General features: G+C 65.9%; 18 protein-coding genes and 1 tRNA gene. 6 read left to right on the top strand and 13 right to left on the bottom strand.

Annotated elements, in window-relative coordinates:
- Positions 1 to 532: 532 nt before the first annotated feature.
- Together HCN51_RS13435 and HCN51_RS13430 are read right to left on the bottom strand one after the other, a co-directional pair.
- Positions 533 to 1,606: a cobalamin biosynthesis protein gene (locus tag HCN51_RS13435; protein ID WP_168009993.1), complete on the bottom strand. Its 1,074-nt coding sequence runs from the start codon at positions 1,604 to 1,606 to the stop codon at positions 533 to 535.
- Positions 1,590 to 2,393, bottom strand: a complete 804-nt coding sequence (locus HCN51_RS13430; protein WP_168009992.1) for an aminoglycoside phosphotransferase family protein — start codon at positions 2,391 to 2,393, stop codon at positions 1,590 to 1,592. Before HCN51_RS13430 ends, HCN51_RS13435 begins: the two co-directional genes overlap by 17 nt.
- A 90-nt stretch (positions 2,394 to 2,483) precedes the next feature.
- Between HCN51_RS13430 and HCN51_RS13425 the strand changes: the two genes are divergently transcribed.
- Together HCN51_RS13425 and HCN51_RS13420 are read left to right on the top strand one after the other, a co-directional pair.
- On the top strand, positions 2,484 to 3,218 hold the full coding sequence (locus tag HCN51_RS13425; RefSeq protein ID WP_168009991.1) for a ZIP family metal transporter: 735 nt from the start codon (positions 2,484 to 2,486) through the stop codon (positions 3,216 to 3,218).
- A gap of 54 nt (positions 3,219 to 3,272) precedes the next feature.
- Positions 3,273 to 3,346 (top strand) — tRNA-Arg (locus tag HCN51_RS13420).
- 222 nt (positions 3,347 to 3,568) lie between these two features.
- Here HCN51_RS13420 and HCN51_RS13415 read toward each other — a convergent pair.
- From HCN51_RS13415 to HCN51_RS13380, 8 genes are all read right to left on the bottom strand, one after another.
- Positions 3,569 to 4,858 (bottom strand): tyrosine-type recombinase/integrase, encoded by a 1,290-nt coding sequence (locus tag HCN51_RS13415; protein WP_346433630.1) that lies wholly within the window; start codon positions 4,856 to 4,858, stop codon positions 3,569 to 3,571.
- An 89-nt stretch (positions 4,859 to 4,947) separates the two neighbouring features.
- Positions 4,948 to 5,139, bottom strand: a complete 192-nt coding sequence (locus HCN51_RS13410; protein WP_168009989.1) for a helix-turn-helix transcriptional regulator — start codon at positions 5,137 to 5,139, stop codon at positions 4,948 to 4,950.
- Positions 5,136 to 6,749 carry a replication initiator gene (locus HCN51_RS13405; protein WP_168009988.1) on the bottom strand — a complete coding sequence of 538 codons (1,614 nt, stop codon included), beginning with the start codon at positions 6,747 to 6,749 and terminating at the stop codon, positions 5,136 to 5,138. Before HCN51_RS13405 ends, HCN51_RS13410 begins: the two co-directional genes overlap by 4 nt.
- A complete protein-coding gene (locus tag HCN51_RS13400) occupies positions 6,746 to 6,895 on the bottom strand; it encodes a hypothetical protein (protein ID WP_168009987.1) in 150 nt (49 codons plus the stop codon). The genes HCN51_RS13405 and HCN51_RS13400 overlap by 4 nt, the downstream gene beginning before the upstream one ends.
- On the bottom strand, positions 6,892 to 8,310 hold the full coding sequence (locus HCN51_RS13395; protein WP_168009986.1) for an FtsK/SpoIIIE domain-containing protein: 1,419 nt from the start codon (positions 8,308 to 8,310) through the stop codon (positions 6,892 to 6,894). The genes HCN51_RS13400 and HCN51_RS13395 overlap by 4 nt, the downstream gene beginning before the upstream one ends.
- An 84-nt stretch (positions 8,311 to 8,394) precedes the next feature.
- Complete coding sequence (locus HCN51_RS13390) at positions 8,395 to 8,709, bottom strand: hypothetical protein (RefSeq protein ID WP_168009985.1); 315 nt, start codon at positions 8,707 to 8,709, stop codon at positions 8,395 to 8,397.
- Complete coding sequence (locus tag HCN51_RS13385; protein ID WP_168009984.1) at positions 8,706 to 8,972, bottom strand: hypothetical protein; 267 nt, start codon at positions 8,970 to 8,972, stop codon at positions 8,706 to 8,708. The genes HCN51_RS13390 and HCN51_RS13385 overlap by 4 nt, the downstream gene beginning before the upstream one ends.
- Entirely contained in the window at positions 8,972 to 9,385 is a 414-nt protein-coding gene (locus HCN51_RS13380; RefSeq protein ID WP_127935275.1) for a plasmid replication, integration and excision activator, read from the bottom strand. Before HCN51_RS13380 ends, HCN51_RS13385 begins: the two co-directional genes overlap by 1 nt.
- Positions 9,386 to 9,548: 163 nt before the next feature.
- On the opposite strand from HCN51_RS13380, the gene HCN51_RS13375 reads away from it, so the two are divergent.
- A complete protein-coding gene (locus HCN51_RS13375) occupies positions 9,549 to 9,962 on the top strand; it encodes a hypothetical protein (RefSeq protein WP_168009983.1) in 414 nt (137 codons plus the stop codon).
- A 12-nt stretch (positions 9,963 to 9,974) separates the two neighbouring features.
- Here the strand turns inward: HCN51_RS13375 and HCN51_RS13370 are convergent, their stop codons facing one another.
- The gene (locus HCN51_RS13370; protein WP_206066969.1) at positions 9,975 to 10,709 is read right to left on the bottom strand and encodes a GntR family transcriptional regulator; all 735 of its coding nucleotides are present in this window, start codon (positions 10,707 to 10,709) and stop codon (positions 9,975 to 9,977) included.
- Between the two features lie 250 nt (positions 10,710 to 10,959).
- Positions 10,960 to 11,241, bottom strand: coding sequence for a hypothetical protein (locus tag HCN51_RS13365; RefSeq protein ID WP_168009982.1), 282 nt, complete (start codon positions 11,239 to 11,241; stop codon positions 10,960 to 10,962).
- A gap of 345 nt (positions 11,242 to 11,586) precedes the next feature.
- Here HCN51_RS13365 and HCN51_RS13360 point away from each other — a divergent pair, with 345 nt between their 5' ends.
- The 3 genes from HCN51_RS13360 to HCN51_RS13350 all read left to right on the top strand — a co-directional run bounded on the left by HCN51_RS13360 (position 11,587) and on the right by HCN51_RS13350 (position 15,178).
- Positions 11,587 to 12,876 carry an NsdA family TPR-like regulatory protein gene (locus HCN51_RS13360; RefSeq protein ID WP_168009981.1) on the top strand — a complete coding sequence of 430 codons (1,290 nt, stop codon included), beginning with the start codon at positions 11,587 to 11,589 and terminating at the stop codon, positions 12,874 to 12,876.
- 233 nt (positions 12,877 to 13,109) lie between these two features.
- Positions 13,110 to 14,621 (top strand): reverse transcriptase domain-containing protein, encoded by a 1,512-nt coding sequence (locus HCN51_RS13355; protein WP_168009980.1) that lies wholly within the window; start codon positions 13,110 to 13,112, stop codon positions 14,619 to 14,621.
- The gene (locus HCN51_RS13350) at positions 14,591 to 15,178 is read left to right on the top strand and encodes a hypothetical protein (protein WP_168009979.1); all 588 of its coding nucleotides are present in this window, start codon (positions 14,591 to 14,593) and stop codon (positions 15,176 to 15,178) included. Before HCN51_RS13355 ends, HCN51_RS13350 begins: the two co-directional genes overlap by 31 nt.
- A gap of 445 nt (positions 15,179 to 15,623) precedes the next feature.
- Here HCN51_RS13350 and HCN51_RS13345 read toward each other — a convergent pair whose 3' ends face one another.
- Positions 15,624 to 15,899, bottom strand: a complete 276-nt coding sequence (locus HCN51_RS13345; protein ID WP_168009978.1) for a hypothetical protein — start codon at positions 15,897 to 15,899, stop codon at positions 15,624 to 15,626.
- Positions 15,900 to 16,051: the final 152 nt, after the last annotated feature.

Here is a 16,051-nt window from a genome sequence, read left to right as displayed (position 1 = left end):
CATGCCGTAGCCCATTCTGCGCCCCGCTTCCCCGCTTCGGTACCGCACACCCCACTTACGCCGCTACGGCACAGTCGCCTCGCCTACACACGGGCGCCCCCTTGTGCCCCGCTTCCCCGCCAGCCCGCCTCCGGGCCCCGCCTCTTCGGCACCGCGCCTCACTCATCGCCCGCTTTCGCACGGGGTTGCGTCCACGGGCGCCTCGCCTGCGCACCGGCGCCCCCGCCTGTGCGCCGCGCTCCGCCTGCGCCCACTTCCACACGTACGTGTGCGTACCGCTTCGCACCGCACCGAACCCGTAGCGCGCGGGCACCCCGCCCTCGTCCGCGCGCCCCTCGTCCGCGCACCCCCTCGTCCGCGTCCCTCGTCCGTGCGCCGCCCGCTTGCGCGCCCTACCCTTCTTCCGCACCGCCCTTCGTCCGCACCGCCCTTCGTCCGCACCGCCCTTCTTCCGCACCGCCCCGCTTGCGCCTCCTGCCTTCGGGCGGCTTGGGCGGCCTTCATCACGCGCCGATGGGATGCGCCTTCGCCCTCATGGCCGGGCAGCGGCGGTGGTGCGGCTGCGGATCCAGGCCGACGCCGCCAGCCCCGTCAGCCCCGCCACACCGGCCGCCACTCGTGCCACCCCCGCCACACCGGCCGCCACTCCTGCCACCCCCACCACACTTGACGCCTTCATCCTCGCCATGCCGGCAGCCGTCACCACCGCCACTCCGGCGGCCGCCAGGCTCACGGCGCGCGTCAGCCGTACCGCGCGAGGAATGTCCTCGACCCCGGGCGGTGGCCCATCACCCATGGTCGGCCGCTCCTCGACCCGCCCCCCGTAGACGTTCTTCCCTCCGAGCGTGACCCCGAGGCCGCCCGCGAACGCCGCCTCGCACCGTCCGGCGTTCGGGCTGGGGTGGCGGTGACCGTCCCGACGCAGCATCGCCCGCGCGCCGCCAGGGTCAGGCGCGGTCAGGACGGTGAGCACGCCGGTGAGCCGCGCCGGCACGTAGTTGGCCACGTCGTCGAGCCGCGCGGCGGCCCACCCGAACCGCTCGTAGCGGGGCGAACGGTGCCCGATCATGGCGTCCAGCGTGTTGATCGCCCGGTACGCCAGCATTCCCGGCACCCCCGCCACCGCACCCCAGAACAGGGGTGCGACGACGGCGTCGGAGGTGTTCTCGGCGAGCGACTCGACGGTGGCCCGGGCCAGCTCGGGCGCCTCCAGCCGGCTGGGGTCCCGGCCGCACAGGTGGGGGAGGCGCGCGCGGGCACGTTCCAGATCATCGTGCTGCAGGGCGTCGGCCATGTAGGCGCCCTCCCTGGCCAGCGTGGTGCCGCCGAGCACGGCCCAGGTGGTCAGGGCGGTGAGGGACGTACGGAGGACTCTGCTGCGGGAGGCGGCGCGCCCGGCGAGCACGCCGAGCGTGGCCGCGCCACCGACGCACACGGCGACGTGCAGCACGCCGGGGGCTTTGCCGTCCGCGTACAGGATCTGCTCCAGCCGCGCCGCGCCCCGCCCGAACACCGCGACCGGGTGCGCGGGGCTCTGCGGGTCGGCGAGGAGCCGGTCGAGGGCCACGCCGAGGGCGAGCCCCAAAGGGTCATACCAAATGGGCATGAAGCTCATCTTCGTGCACATCCAGCCACGCGGCGGCCCGCCGGATGCGCTCACCGGCACCGCCCGCCCACATCTTGGCCCAGTTGCCGCCGGCAGTGGCGCGGGTCCGCATGACCGTGTAGGAGCGGTGGAACCGAAGCCGGGCAAGTTCGAGCAGCCGGCGTCGATCGCGCGACGGCACCCCGTACGCGTCGCAGAACACCCGCAACCGCGCCCCCACCTCCACACCGCGCAGGAGCGGAGCACGATCGACGGGATCGGAAATGGGCGCCCAGTGCCGCAGAGTGGTCACGATGTCGAAGAGCCGGGTGGTCGGCCGCGCAAGATCAAAATCAATGAACGCGTACGGCCCGGGTTCGCCGCCACCCTCCCCGCCCCGCCGAGAAATCACATTCTCCGGCGTTAAATCACAATGCCCGATCACCTCAGGGGGCCGATCATCGTTCGACCCCCCTTCCCACCCCACATCCGCCAGCGGGAACCCGGCCGTCGCATCATGAAAGCGCCGCAACAACCCGGCAAGCTCCGCCAGCGCCTCATTGGTCACGCTCTCCAGCCGGAGCCCGGTCGTACCGGGAAGATAGGTGAGAATCTCGCGCCCGAACTCATCCATCCCCACCACCCTCGGCGCCCCGTCGAACCCGGCGGCCTCAAGGTGTCTGAGCAGGGCGTGCACGGCGGGCGTGGACATACTGGCCGGTCTGCGCACGGTGTCACCGACACGCACCACCCCGTCTGTCACGTCCCCGCCCTGCAGCGGAATCTCATGCAGGAGCGTCGCGACCATGCCCAGACAGCTTAGACCCATTTGCCCCGCCCCCGCCTGGCCTTTTCCAACTCAGCACGTCCCGGCCCAGGCCCGCTAGCCTGCGGCTTCATGCCGATTTTGCTGTCGCTGGCGGCGTTCGTGATGACGCTGCTCGGCTGGCTCGTCGCCGACCGCATCGGCCGGCGCCGCCACCTCGTGCTGGGCTTCGCGGCCGGCGTCATGCTGGGCGTCGTCGCCTTCGACCTCCTCCCGGAGGCCCTGGCCCTGAGCCCGCCGTACGTGCACGGCGTCCCCCTGCCCATGCTCACGCTCGCCCTGGCCTTCCTCGCCATCCACGTCGTGGAGCGCTCGCTGGGCATGCACGACGCCCACGAGACCGACTACGCCACCCACCGACACGCCCGGGCGAACGTCGGCCTCACCGCCGCCTCGGCCCTCGTCCTCCACAGCTTCCTGGACGGCTCCGCCATCGGCGCCACCTACCAGACCAACCCCTCCCTGGCGGTGGCCGTGGCGATAGGCGTCATCGCTCACGACTTCACGGACGGCTTCAACACCTACACGCTCACCTCCCTCTACGGCAACGCCCGCCGCCGCGCCCTCACCCTCCTCACCCTCGACGCCCTCGCCCCCATAGCCGGCGCCACCCTCACCTCCCTCCTCCCCATCCCCGACACCGCCCTAGGCGCCTACCTCGGCCTTTTCGCCGGATTCCTCCTCTACCTCGCCACGTCCGATATCCTCCCTGAGGCTCACACGCCAAGACGGGCCACCGGCTGGACACTGACCGCCACCGTGCTGGGAGCACTGTTCATGTGGGTTGTGATCGGGTTGACAGACTGACACGGGGAAAACATGTGCGTGACATGTCGCCGGATCATGCACAATAAGGCGGGAGCGCCCTTAGCTCAGCTGGATAGAGCACCGGACTTCTAATCCGACGGTCGCAGGTTCGAATCCTGCAGGGCGCGCAATCGAGACCAGGCCATCCGCGGGTTGACCTGGTCTTTTGCATGATCGCCCCGGTTGCGCCGTACGCAGCGGGAGGCCGCCGAAAGCAGCCCTGTGCCACTGCTCGCGGAACATACGCGGAATGCTCGCAGCCACGTTTTCCCAGGTCGGCGCAGCAGTTCGGGCGCCCGGAACGGCGAAAGGACCCCGAGGTGTCCCGGGGTCCTGCCGTGGCTCCTGCGTCACGCCGCGAGTGCTTCCAAGATGCGCTGGTTGGCGATCTCCTGTTGGCCGTCGATGCACTTGGCGTAGACGCGGAGCATCACGTCCACGCCATGTCCGGCCCTCTCGGCCGCCTCTGGGGCGTGCACGCCCGCGTTGAGCCAGAGTGAGACGGCCGCGTGCCGGAGGTCGTAGGGCCGGCCCGCCAGGGGAGAGGCGACCTGGTCGGGAGTGAAGGCGTACGTCCGGGCTTCCTGCCAGACCTTCGCGTACGCCGAACCGGAGATCACGCCGCCCGTGCGCGTACGGAAGAGCCGGCCGTCCTCGCCGATTCCGAACGCCGCTATGTGATCCCGCAGGATGGCCACCAGCTCGGGCGGGATGGGCACGGTGCGCGTGTGCTTCACGTCCCGGTGCTTCAGCCCGCGCTCGTCGTGAGCCTGCCCCGAATCGGTGAACCGCCTGTTGCTCTGCGGTCTGGTCTTCTCCAGCGTCAGCAGCCCCCAGCCCTGCTCTGGGAGCCGGCAGTCCTTCTGCCGCAGTCCCGCCGCCTCTGCCGGGCGAAGACCGCCGAAGTACATGCAGGCGAACATGGCGGCCAACATCGGCCCTCGCGACCGCCCCACGTAGGTCACCGCGGTGAGCAGTTCACGTGCCTGGCTGGGGCTGACCACCGAGCGCCGATCGATCTCGCCGCTCACCTTGGCCTTGCGGAACTTGACCTTGTGCAGCGGATTTGCCGAAAGCTCTTCCAGCTCCACGGCGTACTCAAGCGCGTGATGGAAGACGGCCCGCTTGCGGCGGTACGTCGAGGTCGCCGCAGGCGTGCCGTCCAGGCACAGCGCCAGGGCTTCCAGCGCCGCACGGGCGTGCTTGGTCTCCTCCAGAGCGCTCAGCGGGAGCGAAGCGCCCTCCAGCCAGCGGACAGCGCGGGAGATCTCCGGGGTCGGCTCCCGCCTGCGGTCCTCGGGCAGGAAAGAGTACTCGCGCAGTGCCCGCCGGATGATCTCGTCGGACGGACGTCCGGGTACGTCGCCGACCAGGATGCGGGTGACGGTGGCGAGGGTGTCGGTCATGCCCTCACGGGACTTCGCCGCCGCGTGAGGCCACCAAGCGTGGACGTATGCGACGGCGAAGGCATACCAGGTCCGGGCATCCTTGGCCTTGACCATCGAAGCGGGAAGGCCGCTATCCATGTCGAAGGCTTCGCCCTTCTTGGCCGCCTGCCGCAGGTCGGACAGGAAGCTCTCGGCCAGCCCCTTGGTCTTGAAGGTCTGCGACTTCTCGCGGTTGCCGACCGTCCACCGCACAGTGTGGGAGACGATCCGGGGCTTCTTACCGGGCTTGTCCGCTCTGGTGTTGGTGCGGATGTCCCAGAACTTGACCTTGTAGGAGGTGGTCATGCGGCGCTCCGGAGGGATTCGAGCCATGCGTTGAGGTCGCTGCGGTAGATGCGGAGTTCGCCGTTGGGCAGGCGGATGCCCTCTGGTGCCTTGCCGATCTCGCGCCAGCGGTAGAAGGTGCGGCGGGAGACGCCGCCAAGTTCGTCGAGGACTTGTCGGACGGTCAGTAGTTCGTCGTGCTTGGTCATGCGGCCCTCCCGACGTCCTCGGTTGCCGAAAGATCTTGTCCGGTTCCTCTGGCTTCCAGTTCGCGGAGGTGGGCTCGCCAGCGTTGGCGTTCGTGGACGGACCGGAGGAGCCGGACGGCGAGGGGTGGCACGTTGGCGTCTCCGGCCGGTACGGGGCGCCAGACGTAGCGGTGTGGGTCGGTGGGCTCGTCGGCCTGGCCGAGGGCTTCCAGGACCCAGGTGCGGCGGTCCTGCTTATGCTCGGCGATGGTCTTGTTCGACCACTTCCGGGAGACCAGGATGCGGCGACCGGCGTAACCGAGGTGTTCGGGTTTGTGGGCCTTGCCACGGCACCAGCCGGGGAGCATGCCGGGCTTGGCGTCTTTGGGCTGGATGCCGTAGCGCAGCCAGTTCGGGCAGGTGGGCGAGCAGGGTTCGTAGCGGAGAACGTCCAGCATGCGCGCCGCGTGCTGTTGCTGGGCCTGTCCGCCGTCGAGGGCGTCGCCGATGGACTTGGTGAGGTATTTGGACAGGTAGCGGATGCACTGGTCGGCGTCCGGGGTACCCGCGAGCACGCCTTGCACATCGATCTGTTCGCCGAAGCGGATGACGTGGAGCGGTTCGGCGTCCTCGTCGATCGCGTCGAGGGCTTCGTCCCAGGTGGGCAGGACTTCGCCGGTGGCCGGGTTGAGGTAGCCGGTGCCGTCCTGCCAGACGGGCAGGTGGTCGCCGTCGAAGATGACTTCGTCGGCCTGTGGCCACCAGACCTGGTGGTAGGTGGCGGCGGCGATCTGCTTGATCTCGGCGCGTGGGAGCGTTCCACGGATGGCCATGTGCAGGTGCGGCGCGAGCCGCTTTTGAGGCTCCACGGCGGCGAAGTACTGCACGTCGTAGCCCGCGACTCGGCGCAGGTTCTGTACGAAGCGATCGACGAGCTTGGAGAAGTGCAGCGCGTCTCGGGCGGCGCGCCGGTAGTCGTAGGTGTCGGGGTCGATGGGTGCGCCGTCGCGAACCTTGCCGTACGAGGGCAAGGTGAGCGTGACGAACAGGGACGGCCGGTAGGTCTTGCCGTCGCTGCCTTGGAAGGTGCGTCCAAGGGTGGTCCTGGTCATCTTGCGCTTGGGCAGGTCGGGCGCGTCCTGCCGTCGCCTGGTGGAGCGGGAGCGCTTGGCGGTCGCACGGCCGAGGACGTTGCCGCGCATCCCGGCGGCGTTGATCTCCTCGTCGAGGCCAGCGATCAGCGCATCCAGTTCGGCGGTGTCCTGGCCGGCCTTGTCAGCGGCGTCTCGCTGGGCTTGGACATCGGCGCGGAGCTCCACGAGCCAGCGCTGTTCCTCGTTGGCTTCGTTGGGCCTGATGGCGGGTTCTTCGTCAAGGTGCCAGCCCTCGCGGCACTGGGCCTTGCGGAGCTGCTTATTGCGCTTGGCGCAGGGCGGGCACTTGCTGTCGAGGGTGGCCCCGCACGGTACGTCGATGATCTCCCACTTGCCGGTGTGGGTGTCGAGCCGCTTGAGCGGGATGGGCCGGATGCAGACGCCGTGGAGCTTGGCGACCTCTACGAGCACGTCGCGGGCCATGGGCATGGCCTCTCGGACGGCGCGGGGGAGGGCGCGGTCTTGCGCATGGGTCATGCGGTCCTCCCTTCGTCGGGATCGGTGATGATGAACGCGGTCTGGCTGCACTCGGAGCACTCGACCACGGCGCGGACCGGGTCGAGCCAGAGAACGTTCAGGGTGAGGCAGGTGGCGCAGCGCAGGCCGTGGAGCAGGTGAGTCATGCGGCCTGCCCGTAGTAGGCGACCATGGCGCGGATGTCGATGTCGGAGACGTAGGCGGCGCGGACCCGGATCGGTTCGGGTGAGGTCTCCAGGCGCATGTACGCAACGCCCGCGCCCAGTTCCGGGACGGGTGAGATGTGGTCGGCGAGTGCGCCCCGGTCGCGTGCGCCGTCGCCGAGGACCATGTCTACCTGCTCGGATTCGTCGAGCCGGAGGGCGATCTTGTCGGGGAACAGGTTGCGGATGTTCATGACTTCCTTGCGCGGGTCTTGGAGGGCGGCCATGACGCCGACGCCGACTGAGCGGCCTTGGGTGGCGAGTGTGGCCAGGGCGGCGGAGATGCGCTGCCGGAGTTGCCGGTCGGGCTGGTAGGCGGTCAGGAATGCCACCTCGTCGACGAGGACCAGGACGAACGGGTCCTCGATCGTTGGGACGTGGGAGCGCTGGAGGCCGGCGAAGCGGGCGGCACGCTTCTGCATGACGGAGACGGCCTCGTCGAGCAGATCGGCGCAGTCGGCTGGGTCGGCGGCGTAGCGGCCTTGGAACAGCTCGCGTCCGAAGGACAGCTCCATCAGCTTGGGATCCAGCGCCCAGACCTCGGCCAGACCCGCCCGCATGGCGGGGAGCAAGCCGCGGATGGTGTCCCACAGGAACGAACCCTTGCCCGCCCCGGTCGCGCCCGCGATCAGGACGTGCGTGCCGTGGACCTTGAGCCGGAGCGGTCGGCCGTCCTCTTGCTTGCCGATCTCGACCGGTCCGACCGATGGTTCGTCCGGGATGGGAAGGGCGGGCATGGGCGCGGCGAGTGGATCGCTGCGCGGGAAGGTCAACAGCAGTCGGCCACCCTTGACGAGCGCGACCCGGCAGGAGGTTGCGCCGAAGCCTTGGGCGAGGTTGTCGATGCGGTCGGACCAGTCTTTGACCGCCTGGCCGCCGAGCATCCGGACCGTGATGCGGTCGGCCCAGCCGTCGCAGGTGACGCGGAGCAGACGCGGCATGTAGATCCGACCGTTGACGCGCTTGGCCAGGCCGGAGACGTCCATGACGCCATGCCAGTGGCGCCGGTAGACCGACATCAGCCGCCACCAGGCCAGCAGCCGGAAGCCGACGAGACGGGCGAAGAGATCGCCGTCGGTGCAGGCCCACGCGAGCAGGGACAGGACGACGAAGCCAAGGGTGGATGCCGCAGCAGGCCAGCCGTACCAGTACCCGATGCCGCCGAGGGCGACGGGGACGGCGACGGCGACAGGATGCCGCCATGTCGTGCGGACGAGGGCGTACAGGAAGCGCCAGCCGTAGACGAGGAAGGTGATGATGGCGGGAGTCTTGAGCACGGCCGGTCGGAAGACGACGGCCGTATCCGGCGTGGTGGAGACGAGGTTGCGCGCCTCGTCGCCAGGCAGCCGCTTGAACATAAGCTGGGAACCTCTCGTGATGTGGAGTCAGGGGAGAACCGAGTGGCCGCCGGAAGTTGCCGCTTCCAGCGGCCCCGCTTCGTGTCAGGCCGCCGTGCAGGTGGCGTCCTTGGCCGACTCTTCGGCGTGCAGCAGCTCGCAGTCGGCCAGATAGCGGGCGGCGGCGTTGAAGATCTCGCGGGCGATATCCAGATCGGCGTCGGTGACCGGCCCGGCCCCAGTGGTAGAGATGTGCACGTTGGCCTCGTGGGAGACGAACTCCAGGTACGGCCGGGGGTTGCTGACCAGCAGTCCGGCGCGGACCTTCAGCCGCGACGTGTGGAAGGAGATACCGACGTGTGGTGCGGTGTCGGGCCGCATGGACAGGGTGACGTAGGTGTAGGGCCGGTGTTCGCTCACGCCGCCATCCCCTTGCCGTCGGGCAGGCCGTAGAAGCTGCGCTCCACGGATCGGGCGAAGCGGTGGGCCTCGCGGGCGAGCTGGCGTGCGAACTCCAGGTCTTCCGCCGTCACGGGACCGCTCGTGGTGACCAGGACGGAGGTGGCGCCGAAGTCGAGCGCCAAGACGGGTTCACGGCGGGCGAACGGGTGGTTCATGGTGCGGGCGGCGTGTCCGGTGGTCAGCCGGATCACGCTGTTGCGCGGGGTGCGGCGTCGGGTCATTAGGCGGCTTCCTTTCCGGCCTTGGCGGGTTGGGCGGTCTGTCGGGGAGCGTGCATGTCGTGGACCTTGATGGAGTAGGCGAGACGTCCGGCCGCGTTGACGTACGGCGTGACCGAGATGCCGTCGAACTCGACGGGCGTGAACGGTAGCCCCGGCATCGGTTGCGGCGGCACCGGCTGAACCGGGGCCAGGATCTTGACCGCCACGGTCTTCTGGGCGGGCTTGAGGGTCGGGTCACCGTCCATGACCGCGACCTGCCAGACCAGCTCAGCGGTCTGCTTGTCGCGGGCCTGCACGAACCGGCCGTTGGACGAGGCGTCGAAGTCCTTGACGGGCTCGACCTCGCCGACGATGTAGCAGCCGTGCGGGAAGACCATGGCGAAGGTGACGGGGATGGGGCCTTGCAGAGCCATAACGGGTTCCTCTCTTGGATGACAGGCACTCGACCTATCAAGTAGTTAGACCGTAACTCTGCGTAGCTTGCTAGGTCAAGTGACTAGGTGTCAGGTGACGGGCGTGTCACCTGTGCGATAGACAGTCGCCCAAGCCGATGGCCCGGCATGTGGGGAGGATCTGGTGCGAATCCTGTGGGGCTGCTTAGCCGTGGTCGTGATCGCCCCGCTGGTCGGGCTGTTCCTGCTGATCATGATGCCGGAGTGGCGTGACGATGCCCGGCTCGACGACTTCCATGAGCGAGTGCGAGCCATCCCACTGCCACCTGAGACACGCAGCACCGGCGACAGCGCAGCCGAATTCGGCAAGAACTCCGGGGGAAGTGGCGACTACTGCCACTACGAGATCCGACTGCCCCTCAGTACTGGGCTATCGGCGGGCGAGATCGGTGCCTACTATCGCAAAGCCGCAATCGCCGGAGTGGAGAACGAGGCTAACGTCCGTCTGGACTGGGGCGAGGACACCGGAGACGGTAGAGCCGTCGTTGTGGAGTTCAGTGACATCAGCTCTAGCGATTGGAACTTCCGCTGCACATAGACGGCAGCCCGATCACGTGATCGGGTAGGCGTCTTCCAGCTCGTGCCGGTCGGCAGGTAGCAGGACCTCGACGACAGCAAGGGGCCGGCCGGAGGCGTCACGGACGGCGCCGAAGACTGCTAGGAGCGGGATGTTCTTGGGCATGCCCAGTTGCTTGGCCTCGTCGGCCGAGGGCATGCGCGCGGTGATCTGCTCAACGATGTGATCGAACCGGACGTTCTTACGAGCCTGAAGATGCTCCCGGAAGCCCTGCCGCAACGGCTCACCACTGGTGAGATCCGTACCGCCGGAAAGATCCAGCGGCAGCCAGAGCGATACCAGCTCGGTCGGCTCGCCGTCACGCACGATGAGCCGTCGCCGAACGAACACCTTGCTCTTGGGCTGCACGTCGAGCAGCACACCGATGCGGTTCGGAGCGGTGACAGCGCCCACTTCAACAACTTCGCCGACGGTGTCGGCCTCCGGCTTGGTCAGGTACGCCTGTCCAGGCCGCTTCTGCTCGATGGAGGCCATGGCCGGACGACCACGTACGAAACGGCCCTTGCCCTGCTGGGACTCGATCCATCCCTGCTCGCGAAGCACGCGTAGGGCGGCGACCACGGTGGGACGGGAGACGCTGAACTCTTGGATGAGCTGGTTCTCGCTGGGGAGAAGCGTGCCCGGCGGGTAGTCTCCGGCCTCGATGCGCCTCTGAAGAGTCTGGACAAGCTGCGCATACTTAGGCGGCACGGACTCTAGCGACATCATGACCGTCCAACAGCCGACAGGTTGTTTTACCAAGTTTGAGAGTAACCGGCGAACCACAGCCTGTCCACGCGGTTGGGAGCAAGGCGGGGAGCCGTACAGAGAGAACCGGCAGGCAGCACAGCAGCCGGGCAGGGAAAGGACGCCGCGGGGGCCACCACTGCGACCGCCTGCCGGGGCGGCGCGGTGAGACGAGGCGGCGGCGTCCCTACCCCCTCCGATAGGGAACGCGCTCGTCTCGCCGCGCCGGTCATCACCTGGCGATGTACTCAGCCAGGAGCTTCGCCGCGCCCTCCGGATCGCGGGTCGGGTGCCGCTGCTCGGCGCTCTGCCAGGAGTAGTAGGCCCCGCCGAACCCGACGAACACCCACACCGGCATCCCCGGCTCCCGCTTGTGCACCATGAGCGCGGTGTTGTTGTCCCGCAGCTCGGCGTTGACACCGAGGTTCGTGAGCTGGTCGCGCAGCCGGACGAGCATGTCGCCCTCTTCCCGATTCTGTGGGAAGTTCAGCGCCGCTTGCATGATCGAGTTCATTTCCCGTTCCCTTCGGCCTGGCCGCCTCCGAGGCAGTCGAGACACTCCCGCTCCTCACTAGGGGTCTGATCTGTGTCGCTGTCGCCGATGAGGAGCGCACGGCGCGAGTCGCGCAGCTTGTTCCCGCGTCCCCGGCAGCCGGGGCACGGCGACGTCTTGCTCATCTCGTCTGGCCGGATCACCGTCGCCATCTCCTCGTTCATCCGGCGTTCCCTGTGGCGGGAGGCCGCGTGACGTACCGTGGTTGATTGATGACAAGTCCACCGGCAACTGAGTTTGAGCAGGACCCCTGAACGGCCCCCTCATTTCCCCTTTCGAGCCCCCAGCCGGGAGGAAGAACCGCAGATGCCCGACTACATCCCAAACGTTCGCCTTCGGGCTTGGCGCAACGAAAACAGGCTCACCCGCGCGGAAATGGCCGACCGCATCAACGCCACGCCGATTGGCATCGCCGAACGGCTGACATGCGATGAGGAACGGGTCCGCCGCTGGGAGGCCGGCGAGGTCCGATGGCCCCGCACGCCATACCGGCTGGCGCTGACCCAATTGACCGGCCTGGAGCCGGAAGCACTCGGGTTCTCCCAGACCAAGCAGACCGGCAGCGGTCTTATCGAGGCCCGCGTGATCCCCGCCGACGCCCTCCGAGCCGAGGCGGACCTGTACGGGACCATGGAACTTGCCCAGCAACTCCAGGCATCCGACGTCGGAACCGGGACCCTGGATGCCCTTGCTGAGGCCGTCGATCTCCTGTGCCGGGCCTATCCCGTCGTGCCCGCAGGCACGCTACGCGATCGCACGCAGAAGCGCCTGGCACAAATCACCCGCCTGCTTGCCGGACGGCTCACCCTGGACCAGCATCGCGAACTGCTCGTGATCACAGGTTGGCTCACTGCCCTGCTGGGCTGCGTCCACTATGACCTAGGGGAGAGAGAAGAGGCCGAAACGGCCCGACGCGCCGCCTTCGAGATGGGCCGCCAGGTTGGACATGGCGAACTCATGGGCTGGGCACACGAAATGTCAGCCTGGTTCGCCCTCGTCGAAGGCCGCTACGAAGACGTCGTCACCGCCGCCCGCATGGGCCAAGCCGTAGCCGGCACCAGCAGCGCCATGGTTCAACTCACCCTCCAAGAAGCCCGCGGCCTGGCCCGCATCGGCGACCGCCGCGAAGCCGACCGTGCTCTTACCCGAGGTGCAGAGGTTCTCAATGGACTTCCGTTCCCAGAAAACCCTGACCACCACTTTGTGTTCGACCATTCAAAGTGGGTCTTCTACGCTGCTACCTGCTATACCTGGCTCGCTGATGACGACAGGGCCGAGGAACATGCCCGCGAAACGATCCAGATGCACACTCGCCCGGACGGCACGTCGAACGCGCCCATGAGAATCGCAGACGCGCACATAGACCTTGGCATCGTACATGCCCGACGCGGCGACCTTGATGCAGCTGTAGATCATGGCATGGCTGCCTTCGATATCGACCGTAGATCCCTTACCGACTTGGTCCACCGCGCTGGCGATCTCGACCACGTGTTGCGGCAACGTTACCGCCGAGAAGCACTAACCGCGGAATTTCACGACCGGTTCGTGACCGTACGGCGCGCTCTCGCGGCCCGTCGCCCCGACTTGCTCGACTGACCTCAAGCGGGTGCTACCCCTGCCGCCTTCCTGTAACAACCGATATGGAAATGTCTCATCGGCGATGCCGCTAAGCGTAACTCGATTGCACCACCTAGACACACAAGTGATAAATGCCGCATATTGCGCGAAACGGATCGCGCGGTGCGAACCGAAGTGACGATATGAACCATATGTGGCATGATGTGGGGTGGTAGCAATCCGGCTCCCCTCGATGCTGTGTGGGATGATAGATGCGTCTGGACATTTCATATCTCAAGACCTTGGATCTTGAGAAGAGTGCTCAGTATGTTATGCAGACGCCGCTCGACCACTTCCCCCGCCTAGTTATGGACCGGTGTCTGGAGAATGCGACCTCAACTCTCGCCAGTCATATGTCGGCGGCTTTGAACGCAGGCATGGTAATTGAGAGTGAGGTTCTGACCATGCCTCGTGCAGGTTTCGGCCCTAGGCCCGTTGTGCTAACTGGGCCCGTAGAACGAACACTATATCGATCGCTCGCGCAGGCAATAGAAAAAGATCTTCCACCGCAATCTAGGGGTGCTGGAAAGTATGATGCGCTCAAAAGCTTCGGTCTCGATGGAAGATCTGAATATATAGTCGAGATCGACATAGCCGCATGCTATGAGTATATCGGACATGGCATATTGTGTGATGAACTCATGCTTCGTTCGATGGATTTTAATACTGCCGATGCGCTGAAGGTCTTTCTTGGCGAAGTGTCGAAACAGTCTCGCGGATTACCTCAAATGCAAGACACGAGCGATCGGCTTGCTGATGCTTATCTCAGTATCCTGGATCGCAGACTTGGTCGCCATGGTTATGACGTTCGGCGCTATGCGGACGATATCAGAGTTACGGCGAAAGATTGGCTCACGGCTAATGAAATAATAGAACGCGCCGCCGAATATGCTCGGGAACTCGGTTTGATACTGTCTGCCCACAAGACGGGAATATATCGTCGAGAAACGCTGATCGAGCAACAGCAAAGTGAGGCCAACTTCTTTAATGGGTACATCTGGCGCGCCAAAGAAACTCTAACGCGGTTCTTCTTCGCGGTTCCGCCCCCATACTCGGACCAGGCGCCGGAGGAGATCATCGTCGAGCCTGAAGAAAAGGCCACCGCTCAGCGCGCATACTGGGACCTGCTCGCAGATTGGAGTAAAGGCCGGAGAGGGCGATCTGCGGTAGAAACCGAGGGGTCCAACTGGATACCGCTCATCTTGTCCGGCCTCCAATCGTATCAACGGCGAATTTCTGATCGCCGCCTGGACCAAATTGTGTTCCGGCATCCCCGGTATCTGGAGGCTGTGTCCAACTATATCACTGCGCGCTCAAGAGTATGGCCAGAGGAAAAGCATTGGAACTCGGTAGCGCGTCTAATTGGTATGGCTCGACAAAGTCCTTGGGCAAAGCTGTGGCTCCTGGACACTATCGAGCGCGTCTCGCCGGTTGCTGGCGATGCTCCTCGCAGAGTAAGAGAATGGGTGGCTCAGCAGCTAGGTGATCGGCATGAGTCTGTGAGGGGTCAGGCAGCCTGGGTTCGAGCTATTTTGGGTGAACTGACAGCCAATGAGGTCGGGAATGTTTATCGAGCCGCGTCGCGCATGACCAAGCCTGCCATTGCTGCGGCATCAACACTTCAGCAAGGAATAGATAAGCCCATTGTTCTTGCCATCGAAGGTGACTCCCCCCTGAATCGAGAAGCGGCAAAATGGGCCAACGCATTGATCCCCAAGTCCTGACAGATCCGGCCGATCGATGTCTCCTGGCGCTCGCTCGTCTCGCGTACAGAGGCAGCTCTGATAAGCAGAGCGATCAGCACTGGTTCATCACCTCGGCTGCGACTCTAGTAGAGGGGTACGCCGATGGATTGTTGCGATCCTTAGTTGAGATGAGCGATATGGGTAAGTCGCGCTTCGGGAGTGCACTGCTTAGCGCCATTGGTGACGATCCTTACAGGGCGTGGGATTCGCGGCTGAAATGGCTTAGGGACGGCTTCTCTGTCTCAGTAAAAGGCGACAAGGCAACACAAGGTTTCCTGACCTTGGTGGACGCAAGGAACGCGATCGTCCATGGAGAAGGAAAGCTTACTCGCTTGCAGGCAGGGAAAATTGGTCAGCTGGTGAATCTGTCTCAAGATTTGAAGAGGGTTCTAGATATAGACCTCTCCTCTACGCGTTTGGTCTTTTCGCCGACGTCTTGCCCGCTCGCAGTTGCAGTATGCCGCGAGTTTGTTCGTCACTTAGACGAAAAGGCTCTTGAAGTGGAACCGCGCCTAAAGACCTATGGCGTTCACTAGAGTGATTGGTGGCAGGCCAGGCGGACTTCCTAGTCTCGACTGGTCAAGCACTGCCGAATTGTTCTCTTAGATATCAAGCGGCGGCGCGGCGCGCCGCCGTACCCCCGGCCCTCCGCCCGCCCGCCGTCCGGGCGTGCGGCCTGGGGGCCGGTCCCGGACGGCGGCGGGACACCGGGCCGGGCACCGCACGCCGGCCCGCGCCGCGCCAACCGAACGCACCGACCAGGGTTGCCACGCCGCCGCACAGATGCAGCCCTACGATCGCCACTGCATGGTTAGCCGCGGTACGTGCTTGGGGGCGATCGACGATCCGTGCTTCGTTCCTCAGCACGGCTCAGCGAATGGGAAGGTTGCGGTCTTCCAAGCTGAGCAGTTGTGGCCAGGACATGGCGTCGGCAGCTCGCGGTCCCGGGTATGGGCCCTTCCCTTAGGAGGTGTGGTCGCCCTATTTGGCAATGAGATCAATCACGGCGACCACGGCCGAGATCATGCCGCAGAAGGCAGCGGTGGTGGCCACCCGCTTCTCTGGCCCAACCCATAGTCCTCGGTTAAGTTCACGCCACTTCGGCGGCACTACGGCGAACTTCAGCTTCTGCCACTTGTGCTGCTGATACGAGCACCCCATCAGGAGGCCGTTAGCGTTTTTCCGGCAGGGTTCTCTATCGCGTGTGAGGGCGCCGCACCACACAGGCACGCGAAAGAGGAAGAACACCGTGGTCAACCCAGACAGAGCAAGCAAGCCCGCAGGGCCGACTGATTGTGTTAGCCAACCTGTGATCACGACCACAAAGAGGAGGTAACCCCAGTACTTCCCGAGGGATCCCGATTTCCTTTTAGCCACGTCCGGACACTACTCAAAGCGTCGGAGTATGA

It is taken from the genome of Nonomuraea composti (assembly GCF_012034275.1).
Taxonomy (GTDB): domain Bacteria; phylum Actinomycetota; class Actinomycetes; order Streptosporangiales; family Streptosporangiaceae; genus Nonomuraea; species Nonomuraea composti.
The sequence above is the reverse complement of the archived record's forward strand: the minus strand, read 5'-3'. Positions and strand labels throughout refer to the sequence as shown.